Genomic DNA, 15,650 nt, shown 5'->3' with positions numbered 1-15,650 from the left:
CTTTCTATACTATCTTCAATTGTGATCATAAACCACGAAATATGCTCATAAACCCAGCAATGTGATCATAAACCTGAGAAAATGCTCATAAAGCACAAAAAAGTGATCATAACTATCCGCAAGGACTTATCACGCGGCACGATTAACTGTAATTCAAGCTCTAACTCGCGCAAAATGTGCACTTAACCAATTAAAATCAATTGATGTTATGTGTGCTTCGCTGTGCGAAGCATTTAGTGATCAATCAGAGATGATTTGAGTCACTTTACTCCGATTAATCCCACGTGCAACCACCAGCTACCACTTACAGCTAGTGATGTGCTCATAAAACGAGGGAAGTGATCATAAATCGTAGAAAGTGATCATAAAACTGAGATTGTGCTCATAACCCACGAAATGTGCTCATAAATCCAAGAAAATGATCATAAATCATGAAATTTGCTCATAAATCTCAAAAAGTGATCACAACAATTCGAAGGCCACTATCACGCGGCATGATTCTCACTACATCCAAGCTCTAACTCGCGCAAAATGTGCACTTAACCAATTAAAATCAATTGATGTTATGTGTGCTTCGCTATGCGAAGCATTTAGTGATCAATTAGAGATAAATAGTGTCACTTTACTCCGACTAATCCCACGTGCAACCTCCAACCACCACTTACAGATGGTGATGTGCTCATAAAACAGGGGAAGTGATCATAAATCGTAGAATGTGCTCATAAAACTGGAATCGTGATCATAAACCACGAAATTTGCTCATAAACCCAGCAATGTGATCATAAAACTGAGAAAATGCTCATAATGCACAAAAAAGTGATCATAACTATCCGCAAGCCCTTATCACGCGACGTGATTCCCACTACACCCAAGCTCTACCTCGCGCAAATCATGCACTTAACCAATTGAAACCAAGAATATCCCTTCAATAGTCAAAGATGAAATTCCACACAAAAAACTGGAGTATGAGAAATCGCTCATCCTCCAGCTAAGTAATTATTTTTCTATCTTAAAGGTTTCATCCCAACGTACTTGCAAGATGATTTGTCCGGTTTTCTCATCTCGTGAGCCGTAACATTCCGTCAAGCAACCGTTCGCGATCTGGTATTGCTCAGCTATGAAACCGGACTCCAAGTGATACGAATCCTTCGTAGCTGGAGAAGTAATCCGTTCAGACAACTGATAGTCAGCTTCTTCCTTACCTGAACTCACTAAACTCAATTCGCCCCAACCAGCTTCTTTAAAGAAGTCATGGATTTCATCGACGGAAAAGACAGGGAACTTACGGGCAATCTCTTTTCCCGCCCAATAAAGAATATCATCTTCATGTTTCCCGAGAATGCCAGGAATTACATGGTCTCTCAGTAGTTCGTAGCCGAATCGTGTCGGCTCTCCAGTTGATTCGTGTGCCAAATCGCGAGCATCCCTTTCGTATCTATCAAATTACCTCTCATGGTATGTCATTAGATTTGCAACTAAAAGGTCAATCATACAAGTTCGTCACCTTGACCTTCCCAATATGGAGGAGTACAATGTACATGTTATTATATTGTAACATGAAGAGACGGACCGTCAAACATTCGCTTGTCGTTTTATCAGGTAGAAAAAGACATCCGGCTCCGAAATAAGGGAGGGTAAATCACTTGGTGAGAGAATCAGAGTTTTACTGGCGCCGACTGCATTCATTGCTTGGAATTATTCCAATTGGTTTGTTTGTGACGCAACACTTAATCATCAACCATTTTGCAACAAAAGGTGCTGAATCATTTAACACAGCGGCGCACTTTATTGAAAACCTGCCGTTCATTTATTTCCTTGAATGGTTCGTCATCTACATACCGCTCATGTTCCACGCGTTTTACGGAGTGTATCTTGCATTTACTTCGAAGAACAACGTGCAACGTTATGGAACTTTCCGTAACTGGATGTTCATGTTGCAGCGTGTAACGGGAGTATTCCTTGTCATCTTCATTGCATGGCACATTTATGAAACACGTATCCAGAAATTATTTGGTGCGGAAGTTAACTACGATATGATGGCAGAGATCTTCCAATCTCCATTCATGATCGTGTTCTACGCGCTAGGTATTCTTGCGGCTACATTCCACTTGGCGAACGGCGTTTGGTCATTCCTAGTAACTTGGGGATTGGCACAATCACCACGCTCACAGAAGATTGTTACTTATGTAACACTAGGTATTTTTATAATTCTTTCTGTGATTGGAATGCGCGCACTATTTGCATTCGCTTAAGAAATACTACGTTATTATGTAAACTTTGAGGAGTGAAACAATAATGTCAAAAGGTAGAGTGATTGTCGTCGGTGGCGGTCTTGCCGGCCTAATGGCGACCATCAAGGCATCAGAAGAAGGCGTCGGAGTAGACTTGTTTTCCCTCGTTCCTGTGAAACGTTCTCACTCCGTTTGTGCTCAAGGCGGTATTAATGGCGCTGTAAACACAAAGGGTGAAGGGGATTCCCCTATGATTCACTTTGATGATACGATTTACGGAGGCGATTTCCTTGCGAACCAGCCCCCTGTAAAAGCGATGGCTGAAGCAGCACCAGGAATCATCCACTTGCTTGACCGTATGGGCGTTATGTTCAACCGTACTCCGGAAGGGCTATTGGACTTCCGTCGTTTTGGCGGAACAATGCATCACCGTACTGCGTATGCAGGTGCAACTACTGGACAACAGCTTCTTTACGCATTGGACGAGCAAGTTCGTGCGCAAGAAGTTGCGGGTCTAGTTCAGAAATTCGAACACTGGGAATTCCTCGGCATCATCATGGATGACGAAGGCGTTTGCCGTGGTATCAAAGCACAGAACCTTAAAACTATGGAAATCAAAGCATTCCCTGGTGACGCTGTTATAATGGCAACTGGCGGACCTGGAATCATCTTTGGTAAGTCTACGAACTCTGTCATTAACACAGGTTCAGCAGCTTCCATCGTTTATCAACAAGGGGCAAAATATGCAAACGGAGAATTCATCCAGATTCACCCGACTGCAATTCCTGGAGACGACAAACTTCGTCTCATGAGTGAATCTGCACGTGGTGAAGGTGGCCGAATTTGGACATATAAAGACGGTAAGCCTTGGTACTTCCTAGAGGAGAAATATCCGGCATACGGAAACCTCGTGCCACGTGACGTTGCGACGCGTGAAATCTTTGACGTGTGTGTAAACCAGCGGCTTGGTATCAACGGAGAGAACATGGTATACCTCGATTTGTCTCACAAGGATCCTAAAGAGCTTGATATCAAGCTTGGCGGAATCATTGAGATCTACGAGAAATTTACTGGGGATGACCCACGTAAAGTTCCTATGAAAATTTTCCCGGCTGTCCACTATTCAATGGGCGGACTTTGGGTCGATTACGAACAGCACACATCTATCCCAGGCCTATTTGCTGCGGGTGAATGTGATTACTCACAACACGGTGGTAACCGTCTAGGTGCCAACTCACTGCTATCTGCCATCTATGGCGGAATGCTTGCTGGACCAGAAGCCGTTAAGTATATGAAGGGTCTGAAGCACTCTGCAGACGATATGCCTTCTAAGATCTTCGACGACGCTGTGAAAGAAGAGCAAGTGAAGTGGGAAGCGATCCTCAACATGAAGGGAACTGAGAACGCATATGTGATTCACCGCGAACTTGGGGAACTGATGACTGAGAACGTAACGGTAGTTCGTTATAACGATCGTTTGGAAGCGACAGACAAAAAGATTCAAGAATTGCTTGAGCGTTGGGAAAACATCAACATGACAGATACACAGCAATGGTCAAACCAAGGTGCGACATTCACTCGTCAGTTGAAAAACATGCTTTACTTGGCTCGTGTCATCACTCTTGGTGCACTGAACCGAAACGAAAGCCGTGGGGCTCACTACAAGCCTGATTTCCCAGAACGTGATGATGAGAACTTCTTGAAGACGACAATTGCAACGTTTGACGGTGAATCTGCACCGATCTTAACGTACGAAGAAGTGGATGTTTCACTGATTCCACCTCGTAAACGTGATTATTCTTCATCTAAATAAACTAGACGCGACTCGAGTAAGACGATAATTTCGCATCGAAAGGAGACTGACGGAAATGAGTGAACACCAAACAGCTGTTCAAGAACAGGCAGCTCCCGCTAAAACCGTATTATTCGAAATCCAACGGCAAGATACACCTGAATCTGCGCCGTATATGGAATCTTTCGAAGTCCCATATAAAGCCAACATGAACGTCATTTCTGCTTTGATGGAAATCCGACGTAACCCAGTGAATAAAAATGGTGAGAAGACGACGCCAATCAACTGGGACATGAACTGTCTAGAAGAAGTTTGTGGAGCATGTTCAATGGTCATCAACGGCCGTCCACGCCAGTCGTGTACAGCGTTGGTCGATCAGTTAACACAGCCGATTAAATTAGAGCCGATGCGTACATTCCCAGTCGTTCGTGACTTGGTTGTCGATCGTGAAGGCATGTTCGATTCTCTTAAGAAAATCAAAGCATGGATTCCGATTGATGGTACGTATGATCTTGGAGAAGGACCACGTATGCCTGAGCGTAAGCGTCAGTGGGCATATGAGCTTTCGAAGTGTATGACGTGTGGAGTATGTCTAGAGGCATGCCCGAATGTTAACGATCAAACAAACTTCATGGGACCATTTGCGATCTCACAAGTCCGTTTGTTCAATACACATCCAACGGGTGCACAGAACAAGGATGAGCGTTTGTCAGCGTTGATGACAGATGGCGGTCTTGGTGAGTGCGGTAACTCACAGAACTGTGTAGTGGCTTGTCCGAAGGGGATTCCTTTGACAACTTCTATTGCGGCGATGAACCGTGCGACGACTGTACAAATGTTTAAGAACTTCTTCGGAAGTGACCATATGGTAGACTGATGTCTACTTGAAGAGTGTCCGGAAAGTCAGCGAGAGCTGATTTTCTGGGCTTTTTTTGTTGGAATGAATTCTTGGACGGTGTTGATTTACACTGCAGACGGACGCTTTCCGCGGGCTCGATCTCAGCCGCTTCCATCGCTACGCTCAGTCCAGGGTCTTCGATCTTCGCTAATTCCGCAGGAGTCGCCGACTTCCGTTTAAATCAACGGATTGGAGTAGGCGACGACTTATACTTTCATCATAAAAACTACTTCAAGTGACAGTTCTATCTCTCTGAATTGATAGAAGGATTGTAGACAACATAAATCATAAAGAGTTAACCATTAGAGGGAATCACTACTTATTGTCTGAGTTGTTTGATATAATAGGATAATGAATGGTGATTCACTTTATGGACTGGGGGAGAATAGAATGAAGCAGAATTATATAAAGAATTTTGAGGAGTGGGAAGAGGGGTTTCGGTTTTCGGCGCCGATGCGGGTTCGGTTTTCAGAGACGGATATGTTTGGGCATTTGAATAATACAGTGACGTTTGCTTATTTTGAGCAGGCGCGGATTGACTATTTAAAAAGTTTGGGATTGATGAATGATTGGCTGGATCCGCAGGGAGAACGCATTCCGGTTGTGGCGGACCTACAGTGTGATTATATGAAGCAAGTGTTCTTTGATGAATCAATTGATGTGTATGTGAAAGCGGAGTCGATTGGGAAGAGTTCCGTCGATATTCATTATATGGCGAAGAATGCGAAGGGTGACGTCGTGTTCACTGGACGGGGTGCGATGGTGCAAATCTCGAAGAAGACGGGCTCGGGTGTCGCTTGGACAGAAGAGGAAAAGGATTTGTTCTACGAAAGAACTAGGAATTAAGCCGGCACAGCCTCTCCCTACTTGGAATACTGTAAAGGGAAACCGAATAGGAGGGGCGCGTCTTGATGGAGGAGTTAAACAACCGATCTGTTCTCACTGGTAGGGAACGTGAAATTTTCACATTGCTCATAGCCGATCATACAACGAAAGAAATTGCGGGAAAGCTTGGGATTAGTGAAAAAACTGTCCGCAATCACATTTCAAATACAATTCAAAAGCTTGGCGTTTCTGGTCGAGCACAAGCGATGATAGAATTGCTTAGACTCGGCGAGCTCAGTTTGAATTAGTATCTGTACGCTATTAAAAAGGTTGCGGAGATTTTTGCAACCTTTTTTTCTTTGTCATTCATTTACATTGTAATTTGTGAGGCGGTAGGATCCAATAGGTTGTGCTAAACTAAATCTATATCAAGATTTTAACGAACGCATTTAAAAGGAGGAATAGGTGATGAAATCGATTACTAAAAAAAGGACGAAGGCATATTTCATTGACTTGGCGATATCCACTGCCGTAGTAGGCGTGGCTGAATACTTTCTCCGAAAAAAGGTGAAGAATGAAGCAATTCATGCTCTCGTGACGCCATCCGTTGTCGCGTGTACTCTCGAATGTGCTCAACTACTTAGAAGTGGACAAACTGTCGGCTATAAGAAAATGGGATTGGTATTGGAAAGTGAAAATGGGTCCGATTTGAGCACCAATCAGATTATAAAAAGAACGTTCTATCGTGATACTTTCAGTACGTTTCAGTTCATTAGGAATCGCCAAGAGTTTGAAAAAAGTGGTGGGGAAATATTACCACATGATTCCTATGCAAGAACAGTTGTCAAAGAAGTATAATAAGTAGGTAATGGATGAGTGTATCTGGCATTGTCGAATCTTTAAAATGTGACAATCTCGTGGAGTCAAGCCTTCTAAGTGAAGCATTGACTCTTCCGGTGGTTAGTTATGTATTGCATTTTTGAAGATTAAAGAGGAAAATAATAAGCAAACTCATGATTTGGAGCTGGTATCATTGACAGAAAAAGTCACAGCGAATCTTGAAGAAATTCACCAAATGGAGAAAGATTTGCGTTACATTGCAGCGATTATTAAACAACAAGGGCGTCAGATACTAAGTAATTATACCATTACACCTCCTCAATTCATCGCACTACAATGGTTGTTTGAGCATGGAGATATGACCATTGGGGATCTGTCGAACAAAATGTTTTTAGCATTCAGTACGACAACTGATTTAGTCGATCGAATGGAAAAGAATGAATTGGTGAAACGAGTACGTGACGAAAAAGATCGTCGTGTCGTACGGATTCATTTATTAGCAGAAGGCGAGCGCGTAATCGAAGAAGTAATCGATAAGCGACGTGACTACTTACAAGATGTTGTAAAAGATTTTAACCCAGAAGAATTGTCAACGTTTACTGAACTACTATCAAAACTACACGTGGAAATGAGCACAGAATAACATGAAAGAATTCTCAGATTTACCAATCGGCATTATCGACTCAGGAGTGGGCGGCCTTACAGTGATGGACGAGCTCCTGAATCGGATGCCGAACGAACAATTTCTATACATAGGAGATGACGCCCGCTGCCCGTATGGCAACCGGTCTCCACAAGAAGTCGTCAAGTTCACTCAAGAATTAATCAGTGCCCTCAACGAGTTCGGCGTTAAAATGGTAGTCATCGCTTGTAACACGGCGACCGCATTTGCGTTGGAACACGTACAACCTATGTTCGACTTTCCAATTATCGGTGTAATCGAACCAGGGGCACGTACAGCGGTTAAAAAATCCGTGTCAAAACAGATTGTCGTTCTCGGGACAAGTGGGACTGTGAAAAGCCAGGCATATGACCATGCGATTTTAGCATTGTCACCGGATGCATGCGTTCATGGGCTTGCGTGTCCTGAATTTGTTCCAATTGTGGAACGGGGCGTATATAAGTTGGAAGAGGCAGATCAAGTCGTCGAGAAGACGCTTGCGCCACTATCTTCCGAGACGTTCGATGCCGTGATTTTAGGATGTACACATTTTCCTTTGTTGTCGCATTTCATACGAAAGCACTTACCTGCAGGAACAGAGCTCATTACTTCGGGGTCTGCAACAGCGGATACGGCAATTCATATTTTGGATGAGCTACAGCTTCACCGGGAAGCGTCGACGGAACGAATTTCTACGTTCTACACGACGGGAAACCCAGCTCATTTTGCGTTAATCGTAAAAGATTGGTTACATATAGCGGATCCAGTTGTGGAGAAGCTAGTTCTTTAACGTGTAGTAGATATCAAATTCACTAACCCGGCGTGCTGGTTGCCGGGTTTTTGCGTGGGTTTGAATAGATATGATAAGATGGATGGATGAAAAGAAAGAGGGAATATATGAATGAGACATGATGGACGAGCAGTTAACGCACTAAGAAATGTGCAGATTGAAAAAGATTATTTACTTCATCCCGAGGGATCGGTTCTGATCACAGTTGGGAATACAAAGGTGATTTGTAACGCATCTGTTGAAGACAGGGTACCCCCATTTTTGCGTGGTAGCGGAAAAGGTTGGGTTACTGCAGAATATTCAATGCTGCCAAGAGCAACGGGGCAACGGACACAACGTGAAGCAACGAAGGGGAAAATCGGTGGACGTACAATGGAAATCCAGCGTTTGATCGGAAGAGCGCTACGTGCCGTAATTGACCTAGAAGCACTTGGAGAGCGTACGATTTGGATTGACTGTGACGTCATACAAGCTGACGGCGGAACACGAACAGCGTCTATTACAGGCGCGTTTGTTGCAATGGCGCTAGCGACTGCAGGCATTGTGGAGCAAAAGAAACTACCTAAATTCCCGATTAATCAATACTTAGCTGCAACGAGTGTCGGGAAATCAGAACAAGACGAACTTATCCTCGATTTGGATTACATCGAAGATTCCTCTGCAGCAGTAGATATGAACGTTGTCATGACGAGCAATGGTGAGTTTGTTGAGTTACAAGGTACAGGAGAAGAGTCTACATTTACACGCAAAGAGATGAATGGATTACTAGACCTTGCTGAAAACGGAATCCAACAATTGATTGACCTACAAAAACTAGCACTCGGACCGATTTGTGACATGATCGAATCTAAAGAGGAGGCTGCACAATGAAACAAATTTTAGTCGCAACGAACAATAAAGGGAAAGTGAGAGACTTTGAACAGTTGTTCAAACCTCATGGTATCGAAGTGATTTCTCTGAAAGATTTGGACGAGCCGATCGATGTCGAGGAAACAGGAACGACTTTCGAAGAGAATGCAATTCTGAAAGCAGAGGAAACTGCGAAGATTCTAGGTAAATGGGTCATTTCAGATGACAGTGGTCTTGAGATTGATGCATTAAACGGCGAACCAGGGGTCTACTCGGCCCGTTATGCAGGGGAACCGAAAGACGATGAGGCCAATATCGATAAAGCGTTAAACGGCCTTAAAGACGTTCCTGAAGGCTCTAGAGACGCACGCTTTCGTTGCGTGTTAGCTATTGCAGGACCTGGAATCGAAACAAAAACGTTTTCTGGAAGTTGTGATGGTTCAATTCTATTTGAACGTCATGGGGAGAATGGCTTTGGATACGATCCGATTTTCTACGTACCTTCAGAAGGAAAAGCGATGGCAGAGTTGACGCCAGCTGAAAAAGCAGCGATTTCACACCGTGGCGTGGCCATGCGCAAATTCGAAAAAGAACTTCCGAATCTGATTGGCGAGGCGGGGATGAACGCATGAAACTAATCGTAATGAGCGATTCACACAGTGATCAGGAAACAATCCAAGCGATCCGCAACCGGGAAACCGATGCAGATGCATTTTTCCACTGTGGGGATAGTGAATTGGCGGTAGATGCGGACATCTTACAAGGCATGGAAATCGTTCAAGGCAACTGCGACTGGAACGCCGCGTTTCCTGAATCAGTGGTTGCTGAAGTGGACACTCAAAAAGTCTTGATGGTCCACGGTCACCAACATGGCGTGAAACAATCGCTCATGCAGCTGAAATACGCTGCAGAGCAAGTAAACGCCAACATCGTCCTGTTTGGGCACTCACACCTATATGGAGCAGAATTGCAAGATGGTGTGCTCTACGTGAATCCAGGGAGTACGTTACTTCCTAGAGGTGGGCGAGTGGCAACGTATGCAGTCATCGAACAAGAGGATTCGCTCAAGGTGACTTTCCGCAGTCCAGACACTGGAGAAGCGGTAGAAAAAGTTATTTTCACAACAAATTAAAAACCTGTTGACTTCTATTCGTTTTTTGCATATAATAAAACCTGTCGTTCAAATCATTTATGAATTTGACGCAGTTGTCTCAGTAGCTCAGCTGGATAGAGCAATGCCCTTCTAAGGCATCGGTCGGGGGTTCGAATCCCTCCTGGGACGTAATGGAAATAAAGTGAAAACACCGGATCTGTTGATGGATAACAGATTCGGTGTTTTCTTTGCGTTCTAAAAGCGTTGCCTGTGAATAGTACAAGATAAAAAAGATTATAAATCGTTTCTGAGTTAAGTCGTGCACTGCCTTGATGTTTTTATGCCAATAAAATCGAGTTCATGCTGTCATCTAGTCATCCTATTACATGATGACATACTTATTTTAATGAGATAATTATCTACTAGATTAATGAGGAGTCCTGCGAATCAAATTTCTTGATTGTTAAAACATATGGAAACACTTTGAAGGATGCCGTTTGTTACTATTCATTTTTAAAATCGTATATGGCCCTTTCAAAATCTGCAACTTTTTGTTTTGGAGGCTTTGTTTCGCTTTTTGCACCTGTCCCATCATAAAGATGAATATCTACTTCTTCGAACTGTTCAATTTTATACGATATATAGCGTTCATCCTCCATTGATAAATTCTTGTTATCTGCTAATTCTTGCTTTAATTGCACCAATTTTGTATTCAATTCAACTAATTTTTCGTTTTCCATCTGAATTACTCCTATCTATCTTTTTAACATTCATGTTTGTTTCATATCTAGGTTCCTGAATAATGCCTGCCTGTGCAAGATACAATTCCAGAACTATTCTGGACAAAGTTCGAGTTGTTCGGTTCACAGGCAGTGATTACTGAGAGTAAACAGGACCGAGGAGAACAAGCCCTATTTGTCGATTTAACAAGTATTGTGGCAATACAGGAATACTGGTAAGATGTGGATAGAGTTAGAATTCTTCAGTAAGCTGGTAATTACGTGATTATTTATGAGTCAACTAAAGAACAATTTGTCGGGGGTGTGGTCAATGAGCTCCTTGTGGATCGTTTGTACAATTCCTATCAAAAGAAAATCGGAAAGACGAGTAAATCTGAAATCCATTCTTGGGAAAACTCGCTTCAAAAGATGGCCAATGTCATGGGAGACGAGGACATACCGAGATATGCAGCGGTAGCGATCGAATTCAATATCCAGAATACATCCAAACGGGTAAATTTCTTAATTGCAGGAGATGATGGTGGGCTATTACTAGGAATGGCCGAAACCGAACCGACTTGACGTCGAACACTTTGACATTACTCTGCCAGAACTCGACTTTGGCATCAGCTGGATCATCGAGGACACATGGGCCATTGAAGACACCTCGGTGCGTGAAGCTGGATGTATTCGTACAGCACAAGGGCTCGAATTCGATAATGTAGGAGTCATTATTGGTGATGATCTAAGAATAAAGAACGGTCAGCTTGATACCGACTTTCCAAAACGCGCAAAACAGACAAATCGCTAAAAGGTATAAAAAAGATAGAAAGGGAAGATCCAGAAAAAGCACAAGCACTGGCGGATCCAATTATCCGGAATATGTATCGGACACTCATGACTAGGGGCAGAAGGGATGCTTTGTGTATTGCACGGATCCTGAGCTGCAAGGGTATTTGAAAGAGATGTTGGAGATGGTGACAGGGCATCAGCGAAAGAGTGAGGAGAATTTGAATTTGGTAGATGAGGGTGAAGAGTATTGATAAACTAGAATTACTAAATTGATTCTGAATAGTGTTTGAGTTGTGTGGCGCACCGTAGATTAAAATATGAAAATGTGTTTCTTTGGAGGTTGAGTCATGAACATTCGGGATTTCATAACTGGTTTTAAAAATCACCCCGTGCTTTTCGTAGGTACTGGAATGAGTTTAAGATATTTAAAAAATTCTTATACGTGGGATGCATTATTGAAATATATTTCATTAGAACTGACAGGTGCCAATGAATATTACTACGATATTAAATCAAAATATGAAGATGAAAAAGGATTTGATTATCCTAAAATTGCAACTGATCTTGAAACTGGCTTTAATGAAATTATAAAAAATGATCGACATGGTAAGTTTAAACAAATAAATGATGTTTTTTATGAAAAAATGGATAGGGGTATAAATGTTAGTAGGTTTAAATTATATATAGCAAGTCTATTAATGAGGTATGAGTTAAAAGAAGAAAAGCAAGAAGAAATAGCAGAGTTAAAGAAAATTAGAAAAAATATCGGATCAGTAATTACTACGAATTACGATACATTCATTGAAGATATTTTTGATTTTAAAACATTAATAGGAAATGAAATTTTATTGAGCAATCCCTATGGATCAATTTATAAAATTCATGGCAGTCTTGAAGAACCTAATAAAATAATAATTACTTCAGAAGATTATCAAGAGTTTAATGAGAGATATGAATTAATTAGAGCCCAATTACTTTCTCTTTTTATCCATCATCCTATTATATTTTTAGGATATAACATTGGTGACGAAAATATAAAAGATATCCTTAAAACTATATTTACCTATGTAAACCCTAACACTACTGAAGCTGAAGAAATAAGGAAAAATTTTTTATTAGTTGAATATGAAGAAGGCTTTGATAACCTTGAGATAACTCAGCATGATATTGATATGAAAGGCTTTTCTACTATTCGTATAAATAAAATTAAAACAGATAATTTTATTGAAATATATAAAAGTCTATCAGATTTAGTTTTACCAGTATCTGCTATGGATATTCGAAAAGTCCAATCAATAGTAAAAGAAATTTATGCGGGAGGAGATATTAAAGTAAGTATTACGGAAGATATTGATAGTTTATCAAATGGACAAAAAGTATTAGCTATAGGTTCTCTCAAGACTATAAAATATGAATTCCACACTATTTCTGAGATGATGGAAAATTACTTTGATATAATTGAAGAAGCGAATCATCAGTTGTTGAAGTTAATAGATAAATTAACTGTACAAAATAGTCAATACTTCCCTATTTTTGGTTTTAAATCCATTCAAGAAAATATTGAAAGTTTCGATAAAATAAAACAAATACAGCTTAATAAAATCGAAAATTTGTTGAAAAAAACTCTTGAAATAGACGAATATTACACAAGTATACAAAGTATTGACGAAAATGATGGGATCGCTCAATATAGAAAGGAAAATTTAATTTTACATGGGGTTTTGAACGGGAATTTTACGTTAGAAGAAACGGAAGATTATCTAAAAAAATTTGGTGATAAAAAAACTACAGAATATAGAAGATTATTGTGTGTCTATGATTATAAAAAATACTCAAATGAAGAAAGTTTATTATTGGAAAAGGCATCAATTTAGAAATCATAATATTAAATCCATCTTATTGTCTGGAAAAATGGGTGCACCGAACAATTCAGAGGCCAGACTAATAGTTGAGTGGTCTGACCTAGATAGAAGCCTCCCGGTGTATTGTAAAGCTAGGAAGCATTTTTGTTGTTTATATAAATAGCGTTGCCCTGCCTATTTGTCTAGTTGGATTTACGGATTACTAAGTTAGAGATTTAAATCGTAGCCTGTGTAAGACACAACTCCAAAACAATTTCGAATAAAAAGTAAGTGCCTGTGCGCGGATCAATCATGAATGGTTAAACAAACATGAAAGTTTCTTGCGCAGGCACCTAATACTAATTAATGATAATATTAATTGAATTTGAATTTGAAGTTGGCTTTGTGTGATATATCTAATAATTAAACTGTGTATTCAGAGTATTGTTATTATTGGAAATGTCTTTTGATTATTAGAGATAAGTAGGCAGGAAAATTATTATAAGAGAATAGAAGGTGAGTTAATGCTAGAAAAAACATGCTATTGGTGTGAAAAAGAAGCAACTTCATTGGAGCATGTTCCACCGAGATGTTTGTTCCCAGAGGATAAAGATGTAAAACCAGTGTTTAAAAAAACCTTTAGAGAACGATTAATTACTGTGCCGTCATGTGATGAACATAATATGCAAAAATCAAATTTAGATGAATATTTAATGGTAACACTTTCAGGTAAAGTTGGAAATAATGGTTTAGCTTATGTACAAACACTTACTAAAATTGAAAGAAGTATAAAACGGAATAGCAAATTATTAGATATTGAAAAAAGCGAAGTTATTAAAATTAAAGATAAAGAATTGCCTGTACTATGGGTTAATGTAGATACTTACAAATTAAATCACTCATTCGAATCTATAGCAAGAGGACTGTATTTTCATGAGAATAGTAAATCGTTTAAAGGGAAGTTAACAATTGTTTCGAAATTATTTAATCATCTGGATGATCCAGATGGAACAGAATTTAACATTAGATCATCCGAAATTTTAGAAAATGAAAGGAAGAATTGGAAAACTGAAGTGAAAGGCGAAAATAAAGAAGTTTTTTCTTATCAATTTAGTCCAATTGATGGTTTTATGACTCAAACGCTTGCTTTAAATTTTTTTGAAGGAATAGATGTTTATGTTATATTAACTGATTTATCAGATGAAGAGTTCGGTGATGCAAGAACGAAATTGTCATTTATAAATAAAATATTATTTGGAGATTTACAATTAAAATACAAGCGATAGAGATTAAGGTTATTTAAGAATAGGTATCACCATTTATGAAAAGTAGATGCCAGTGCACGGAACAATCTTGAATGTTTAAACAAACATGAAAGTTTTTTGCACAGGCATCTAATACTACACTGCATTGAAACAGATGAAAGTAGTATTACACAATCCCTATGGTTATTCCTTCACTGAAGTATTTACGTGAGTAGGAACACTTAGGTCACAGTAAATGTATCTGAACGGACTATGAGCCGTCTATCATGTCAAAGTAGACAACACAACACTTGGGAAATGAGTATAAATTGAAAGCTGTAGTGAGGTGAAATGCAATGGCTACCTATGTAAATCTGCTATTTCTTCTTCAGTCAAGCAGCTCCATTGGCCGATCTCTAGTGATCCGAGCTGAATATGCTTAATACGAACTCTCTTTAAGTGTCTGACAGTATATTGAAAATGTCTGCACATTCTACGGATTTGTCGATTTAATCCTTGGGAGAGTGTTATCCGGAACGTATAATCATCATGCTGAAGTACAGAGCAAGCATTGGTTCTGGAAATGCCTTTTCTTCTGGGATTGTAAATATCCACACCGTTTGATAGACCGACTAGAAAAGACTCTGTAATCCTTTTGTCAACGGTTACTAGATACTCTTTTTCCTCATTGTTTTCTTCTTTCATTAACTTATTTACAACGCTTCCGTCATTTGTTAATAGAATAAGACCTTCAGTTTCTTTGTCTAGACGTCCGACCGGGAAAATACGTTCAGAGTAGGCTATATAGTCAATAATATTATTTTCAATAGTAGATGAGGCTGTACAAGTAATCCCGCTTGGTTTGTTAAGCTTCAAATAGATTTTTTCGGGTGTGTGTTTAATTCTGTGATTGTTTACTTCGACTACATCGTTCTCTCCAATAAAACATACATGACGTGCAATCTCGCCATTCACTAAAACTTTCTCAGCAGTAATAAATCGCTCAGCTTGTCTTCTGGAACAGAATCCAGAAGAACTAATATATTGATTCAACCTCACATTTTTCGCTCCTTAT

The 15,650-nt window shown here is 40.2% G+C and carries 17 protein-coding genes, 1 tRNA gene and 1 pseudogene; 16 read left to right on the top strand and 3 right to left on the bottom strand.

Annotated elements, in window-relative coordinates; all coding sequences use genetic code 11:
• Window positions 1–996: 996 nt before the first annotated feature.
• Window positions 997–1,413 carry a YslB family protein gene (locus RL70_RS08485; RefSeq protein WP_039042980.1) on the bottom strand — a complete coding sequence of 139 codons (417 nt, stop codon included), beginning with the start codon at window positions 1,411–1,413 and terminating at the stop codon, window positions 997–999.
• A gap of 230 nt (window positions 1,414–1,643) precedes the next feature.
• Here RL70_RS08485 and RL70_RS08480 point away from each other — a divergent pair, with 230 nt between their 5' ends.
• The 12 genes from RL70_RS08480 (at window position 1,644) to RL70_RS08425 (ending at window position 10,168) form a co-directional block, all read left to right on the top strand.
• Window positions 1,644–2,252, top strand: coding sequence for a succinate dehydrogenase cytochrome b558 subunit (locus RL70_RS08480; RefSeq protein ID WP_039042979.1), 609 nt, complete (start codon window positions 1,644–1,646; stop codon window positions 2,250–2,252).
• Window positions 2,253–2,295: 43 nt separating this feature from the next.
• Window positions 2,296–4,044, top strand: a complete 1,749-nt coding sequence (gene sdhA, locus RL70_RS08475; RefSeq protein WP_039042978.1) for a succinate dehydrogenase flavoprotein subunit — start codon at window positions 2,296–2,298, stop codon at window positions 4,042–4,044.
• 55 nt (window positions 4,045–4,099) lie between these two features.
• Complete coding sequence (gene sdhB, locus RL70_RS08470; RefSeq protein WP_039042977.1) at window positions 4,100–4,900, top strand: succinate dehydrogenase iron-sulfur subunit; 801 nt, start codon at window positions 4,100–4,102, stop codon at window positions 4,898–4,900.
• Between the two features lie 411 nt (window positions 4,901–5,311).
• On the top strand, window positions 5,312–5,767 hold the full coding sequence (locus RL70_RS08465; RefSeq protein WP_039042976.1) for a thioesterase family protein: 456 nt from the start codon (window positions 5,312–5,314) through the stop codon (window positions 5,765–5,767).
• Window positions 5,768–5,832: 65 nt separating this feature from the next.
• Window positions 5,833–6,054: a helix-turn-helix transcriptional regulator gene (locus RL70_RS08460; RefSeq protein ID WP_025783277.1), complete on the top strand. Its 222-nt coding sequence runs from the start codon at window positions 5,833–5,835 to the stop codon at window positions 6,052–6,054.
• Window positions 6,055–6,214: 160 nt separating this feature from the next.
• Window positions 6,215–6,604 (top strand): RDD family protein, encoded by a 390-nt coding sequence (locus RL70_RS08455; RefSeq protein ID WP_039042975.1) that lies wholly within the window; start codon window positions 6,215–6,217, stop codon window positions 6,602–6,604.
• Window positions 6,605–6,821: 217 nt separating this feature from the next.
• On the top strand, window positions 6,822–7,229 hold the full coding sequence (locus RL70_RS08450; RefSeq protein WP_125103293.1) for a MarR family winged helix-turn-helix transcriptional regulator: 408 nt from the start codon (window positions 6,822–6,824) through the stop codon (window positions 7,227–7,229).
• 1 nt (window position 7,230) lies between these two features.
• Entirely contained in the window at window positions 7,231–8,037 is an 807-nt protein-coding gene (murI, locus tag RL70_RS08445; protein WP_039042973.1) for a glutamate racemase, read from the top strand.
• 111 nt (window positions 8,038–8,148) lie between these two features.
• Window positions 8,149–8,907, top strand: coding sequence for a ribonuclease PH (rph, locus tag RL70_RS08440; RefSeq protein ID WP_039042972.1), 759 nt, complete (start codon window positions 8,149–8,151; stop codon window positions 8,905–8,907).
• Complete coding sequence (locus RL70_RS08435; RefSeq protein WP_039042971.1) at window positions 8,904–9,518, top strand: XTP/dITP diphosphatase; 615 nt, start codon at window positions 8,904–8,906, stop codon at window positions 9,516–9,518. The genes rph and RL70_RS08435 overlap by 4 nt, the downstream gene beginning before the upstream one ends.
• Window positions 9,515–10,018, top strand: coding sequence for a metallophosphoesterase (locus RL70_RS08430; protein WP_039042970.1), 504 nt, complete (start codon window positions 9,515–9,517; stop codon window positions 10,016–10,018). The genes RL70_RS08435 and RL70_RS08430 overlap by 4 nt, the downstream gene beginning before the upstream one ends.
• A 76-nt stretch (window positions 10,019–10,094) precedes the next feature.
• A tRNA-Arg gene (locus RL70_RS08425) sits at window positions 10,095–10,168 on the top strand.
• Between the two features lie 314 nt (window positions 10,169–10,482).
• Here RL70_RS08425 and RL70_RS08420 read toward each other — a convergent pair.
• Window positions 10,483–10,719: a hypothetical protein gene (locus RL70_RS08420; RefSeq protein ID WP_039042969.1), complete on the bottom strand. Its 237-nt coding sequence runs from the start codon at window positions 10,717–10,719 to the stop codon at window positions 10,483–10,485.
• A 261-nt stretch (window positions 10,720–10,980) separates the two neighbouring features.
• Here RL70_RS08420 and RL70_RS08415 point away from each other — a divergent pair, with 261 nt between their 5' ends.
• From RL70_RS08415 to RL70_RS08405, 4 genes and pseudogenes are all read left to right on the top strand, one after another.
• Window positions 10,981–11,280 carry a hypothetical protein gene (locus RL70_RS08415; RefSeq protein ID WP_039042968.1) on the top strand — a complete coding sequence of 100 codons (300 nt, stop codon included), beginning with the start codon at window positions 10,981–10,983 and terminating at the stop codon, window positions 11,278–11,280.
• Between the two features lie 16 nt (window positions 11,281–11,296).
• A pseudogene (locus RL70_RS18395) lies at window positions 11,297–11,658 on the top strand (DNA/RNA helicase domain-containing protein).
• 179 nt (window positions 11,659–11,837) lie between these two features.
• Window positions 11,838–13,364: an SIR2 family protein gene (locus tag RL70_RS08410; RefSeq protein WP_039042967.1), complete on the top strand. Its 1,527-nt coding sequence runs from the start codon at window positions 11,838–11,840 to the stop codon at window positions 13,362–13,364.
• A gap of 491 nt (window positions 13,365–13,855) precedes the next feature.
• Window positions 13,856–14,617, top strand: coding sequence for a hypothetical protein (locus RL70_RS08405; RefSeq protein WP_052245865.1), 762 nt, complete (start codon window positions 13,856–13,858; stop codon window positions 14,615–14,617).
• A 318-nt stretch (window positions 14,618–14,935) separates the two neighbouring features.
• On the opposite strand, the gene RL70_RS08400 is transcribed toward RL70_RS08405, so the two are convergent.
• Window positions 14,936–15,634: a pseudouridine synthase gene (locus RL70_RS08400; protein ID WP_039042966.1), complete on the bottom strand. Its 699-nt coding sequence runs from the start codon at window positions 15,632–15,634 to the stop codon at window positions 14,936–14,938.
• Window positions 15,635–15,650 lie beyond the last annotated feature (16 nt).

The sequence above is a fragment of the Sporosarcina sp. ZBG7A genome, from assembly GCF_000813425.1.
Lineage (GTDB): Bacteria > Bacillota > Bacilli > Bacillales_A > Planococcaceae > Sporosarcina.
The sequence above is the reverse complement of the archived record's forward strand: the minus strand, read 5'-3'. Positions and strand labels throughout refer to the sequence as shown.

What these genes read in the sequence shown, in the direction of transcription:
- sdhA (WP_039042978.1), top strand. Translation starts at nt 2,296, where the DNA reads ATGTCAAAAGGTAGAGTGATTGTCGTCGGTGGCGGTCTTGCCGGCCTA.
- sdhB (WP_039042977.1), top strand. Translation starts at nt 4,100, where the DNA reads ATGAGTGAACACCAAACAGCTGTTCAAGAACAGGCAGCTCCCGCTAAA.
- RL70_RS08465 (WP_039042976.1), top strand. Translation starts at nt 5,312, where the DNA reads ATGAAGCAGAATTATATAAAGAATTTTGAGGAGTGGGAAGAGGGGTTT.
- RL70_RS08460 (WP_025783277.1), top strand. Translation starts at nt 5,833, where the DNA reads ATGGAGGAGTTAAACAACCGATCTGTTCTCACTGGTAGGGAACGTGAA.
- RL70_RS08455 (WP_039042975.1), top strand. Translation starts at nt 6,215, where the DNA reads ATGAAATCGATTACTAAAAAAAGGACGAAGGCATATTTCATTGACTTG.
- RL70_RS08450 (WP_125103293.1), top strand. Translation starts at nt 6,822, where the DNA reads ATGGAGAAAGATTTGCGTTACATTGCAGCGATTATTAAACAACAAGGG.
- murI (WP_039042973.1), top strand. Translation starts at nt 7,231, where the DNA reads ATGAAAGAATTCTCAGATTTACCAATCGGCATTATCGACTCAGGAGTG.
- rph (WP_039042972.1), top strand. Translation starts at nt 8,149, where the DNA reads ATGAGACATGATGGACGAGCAGTTAACGCACTAAGAAATGTGCAGATT.
- RL70_RS08435 (WP_039042971.1), top strand. Translation starts at nt 8,904, where the DNA reads ATGAAACAAATTTTAGTCGCAACGAACAATAAAGGGAAAGTGAGAGAC.
- RL70_RS08430 (WP_039042970.1), top strand. Translation starts at nt 9,515, where the DNA reads ATGAAACTAATCGTAATGAGCGATTCACACAGTGATCAGGAAACAATC.
- RL70_RS08420 (WP_039042969.1), bottom strand. Translation starts at nt 10,719, where the DNA reads ATGGAAAACGAAAAATTAGTTGAATTGAATACAAAATTGGTGCAATTA.
- RL70_RS08410 (WP_039042967.1), top strand. Translation starts at nt 11,838, where the DNA reads ATGAACATTCGGGATTTCATAACTGGTTTTAAAAATCACCCCGTGCTT.
- RL70_RS08405 (WP_052245865.1), top strand. Translation starts at nt 13,856, where the DNA reads ATGCTAGAAAAAACATGCTATTGGTGTGAAAAAGAAGCAACTTCATTG.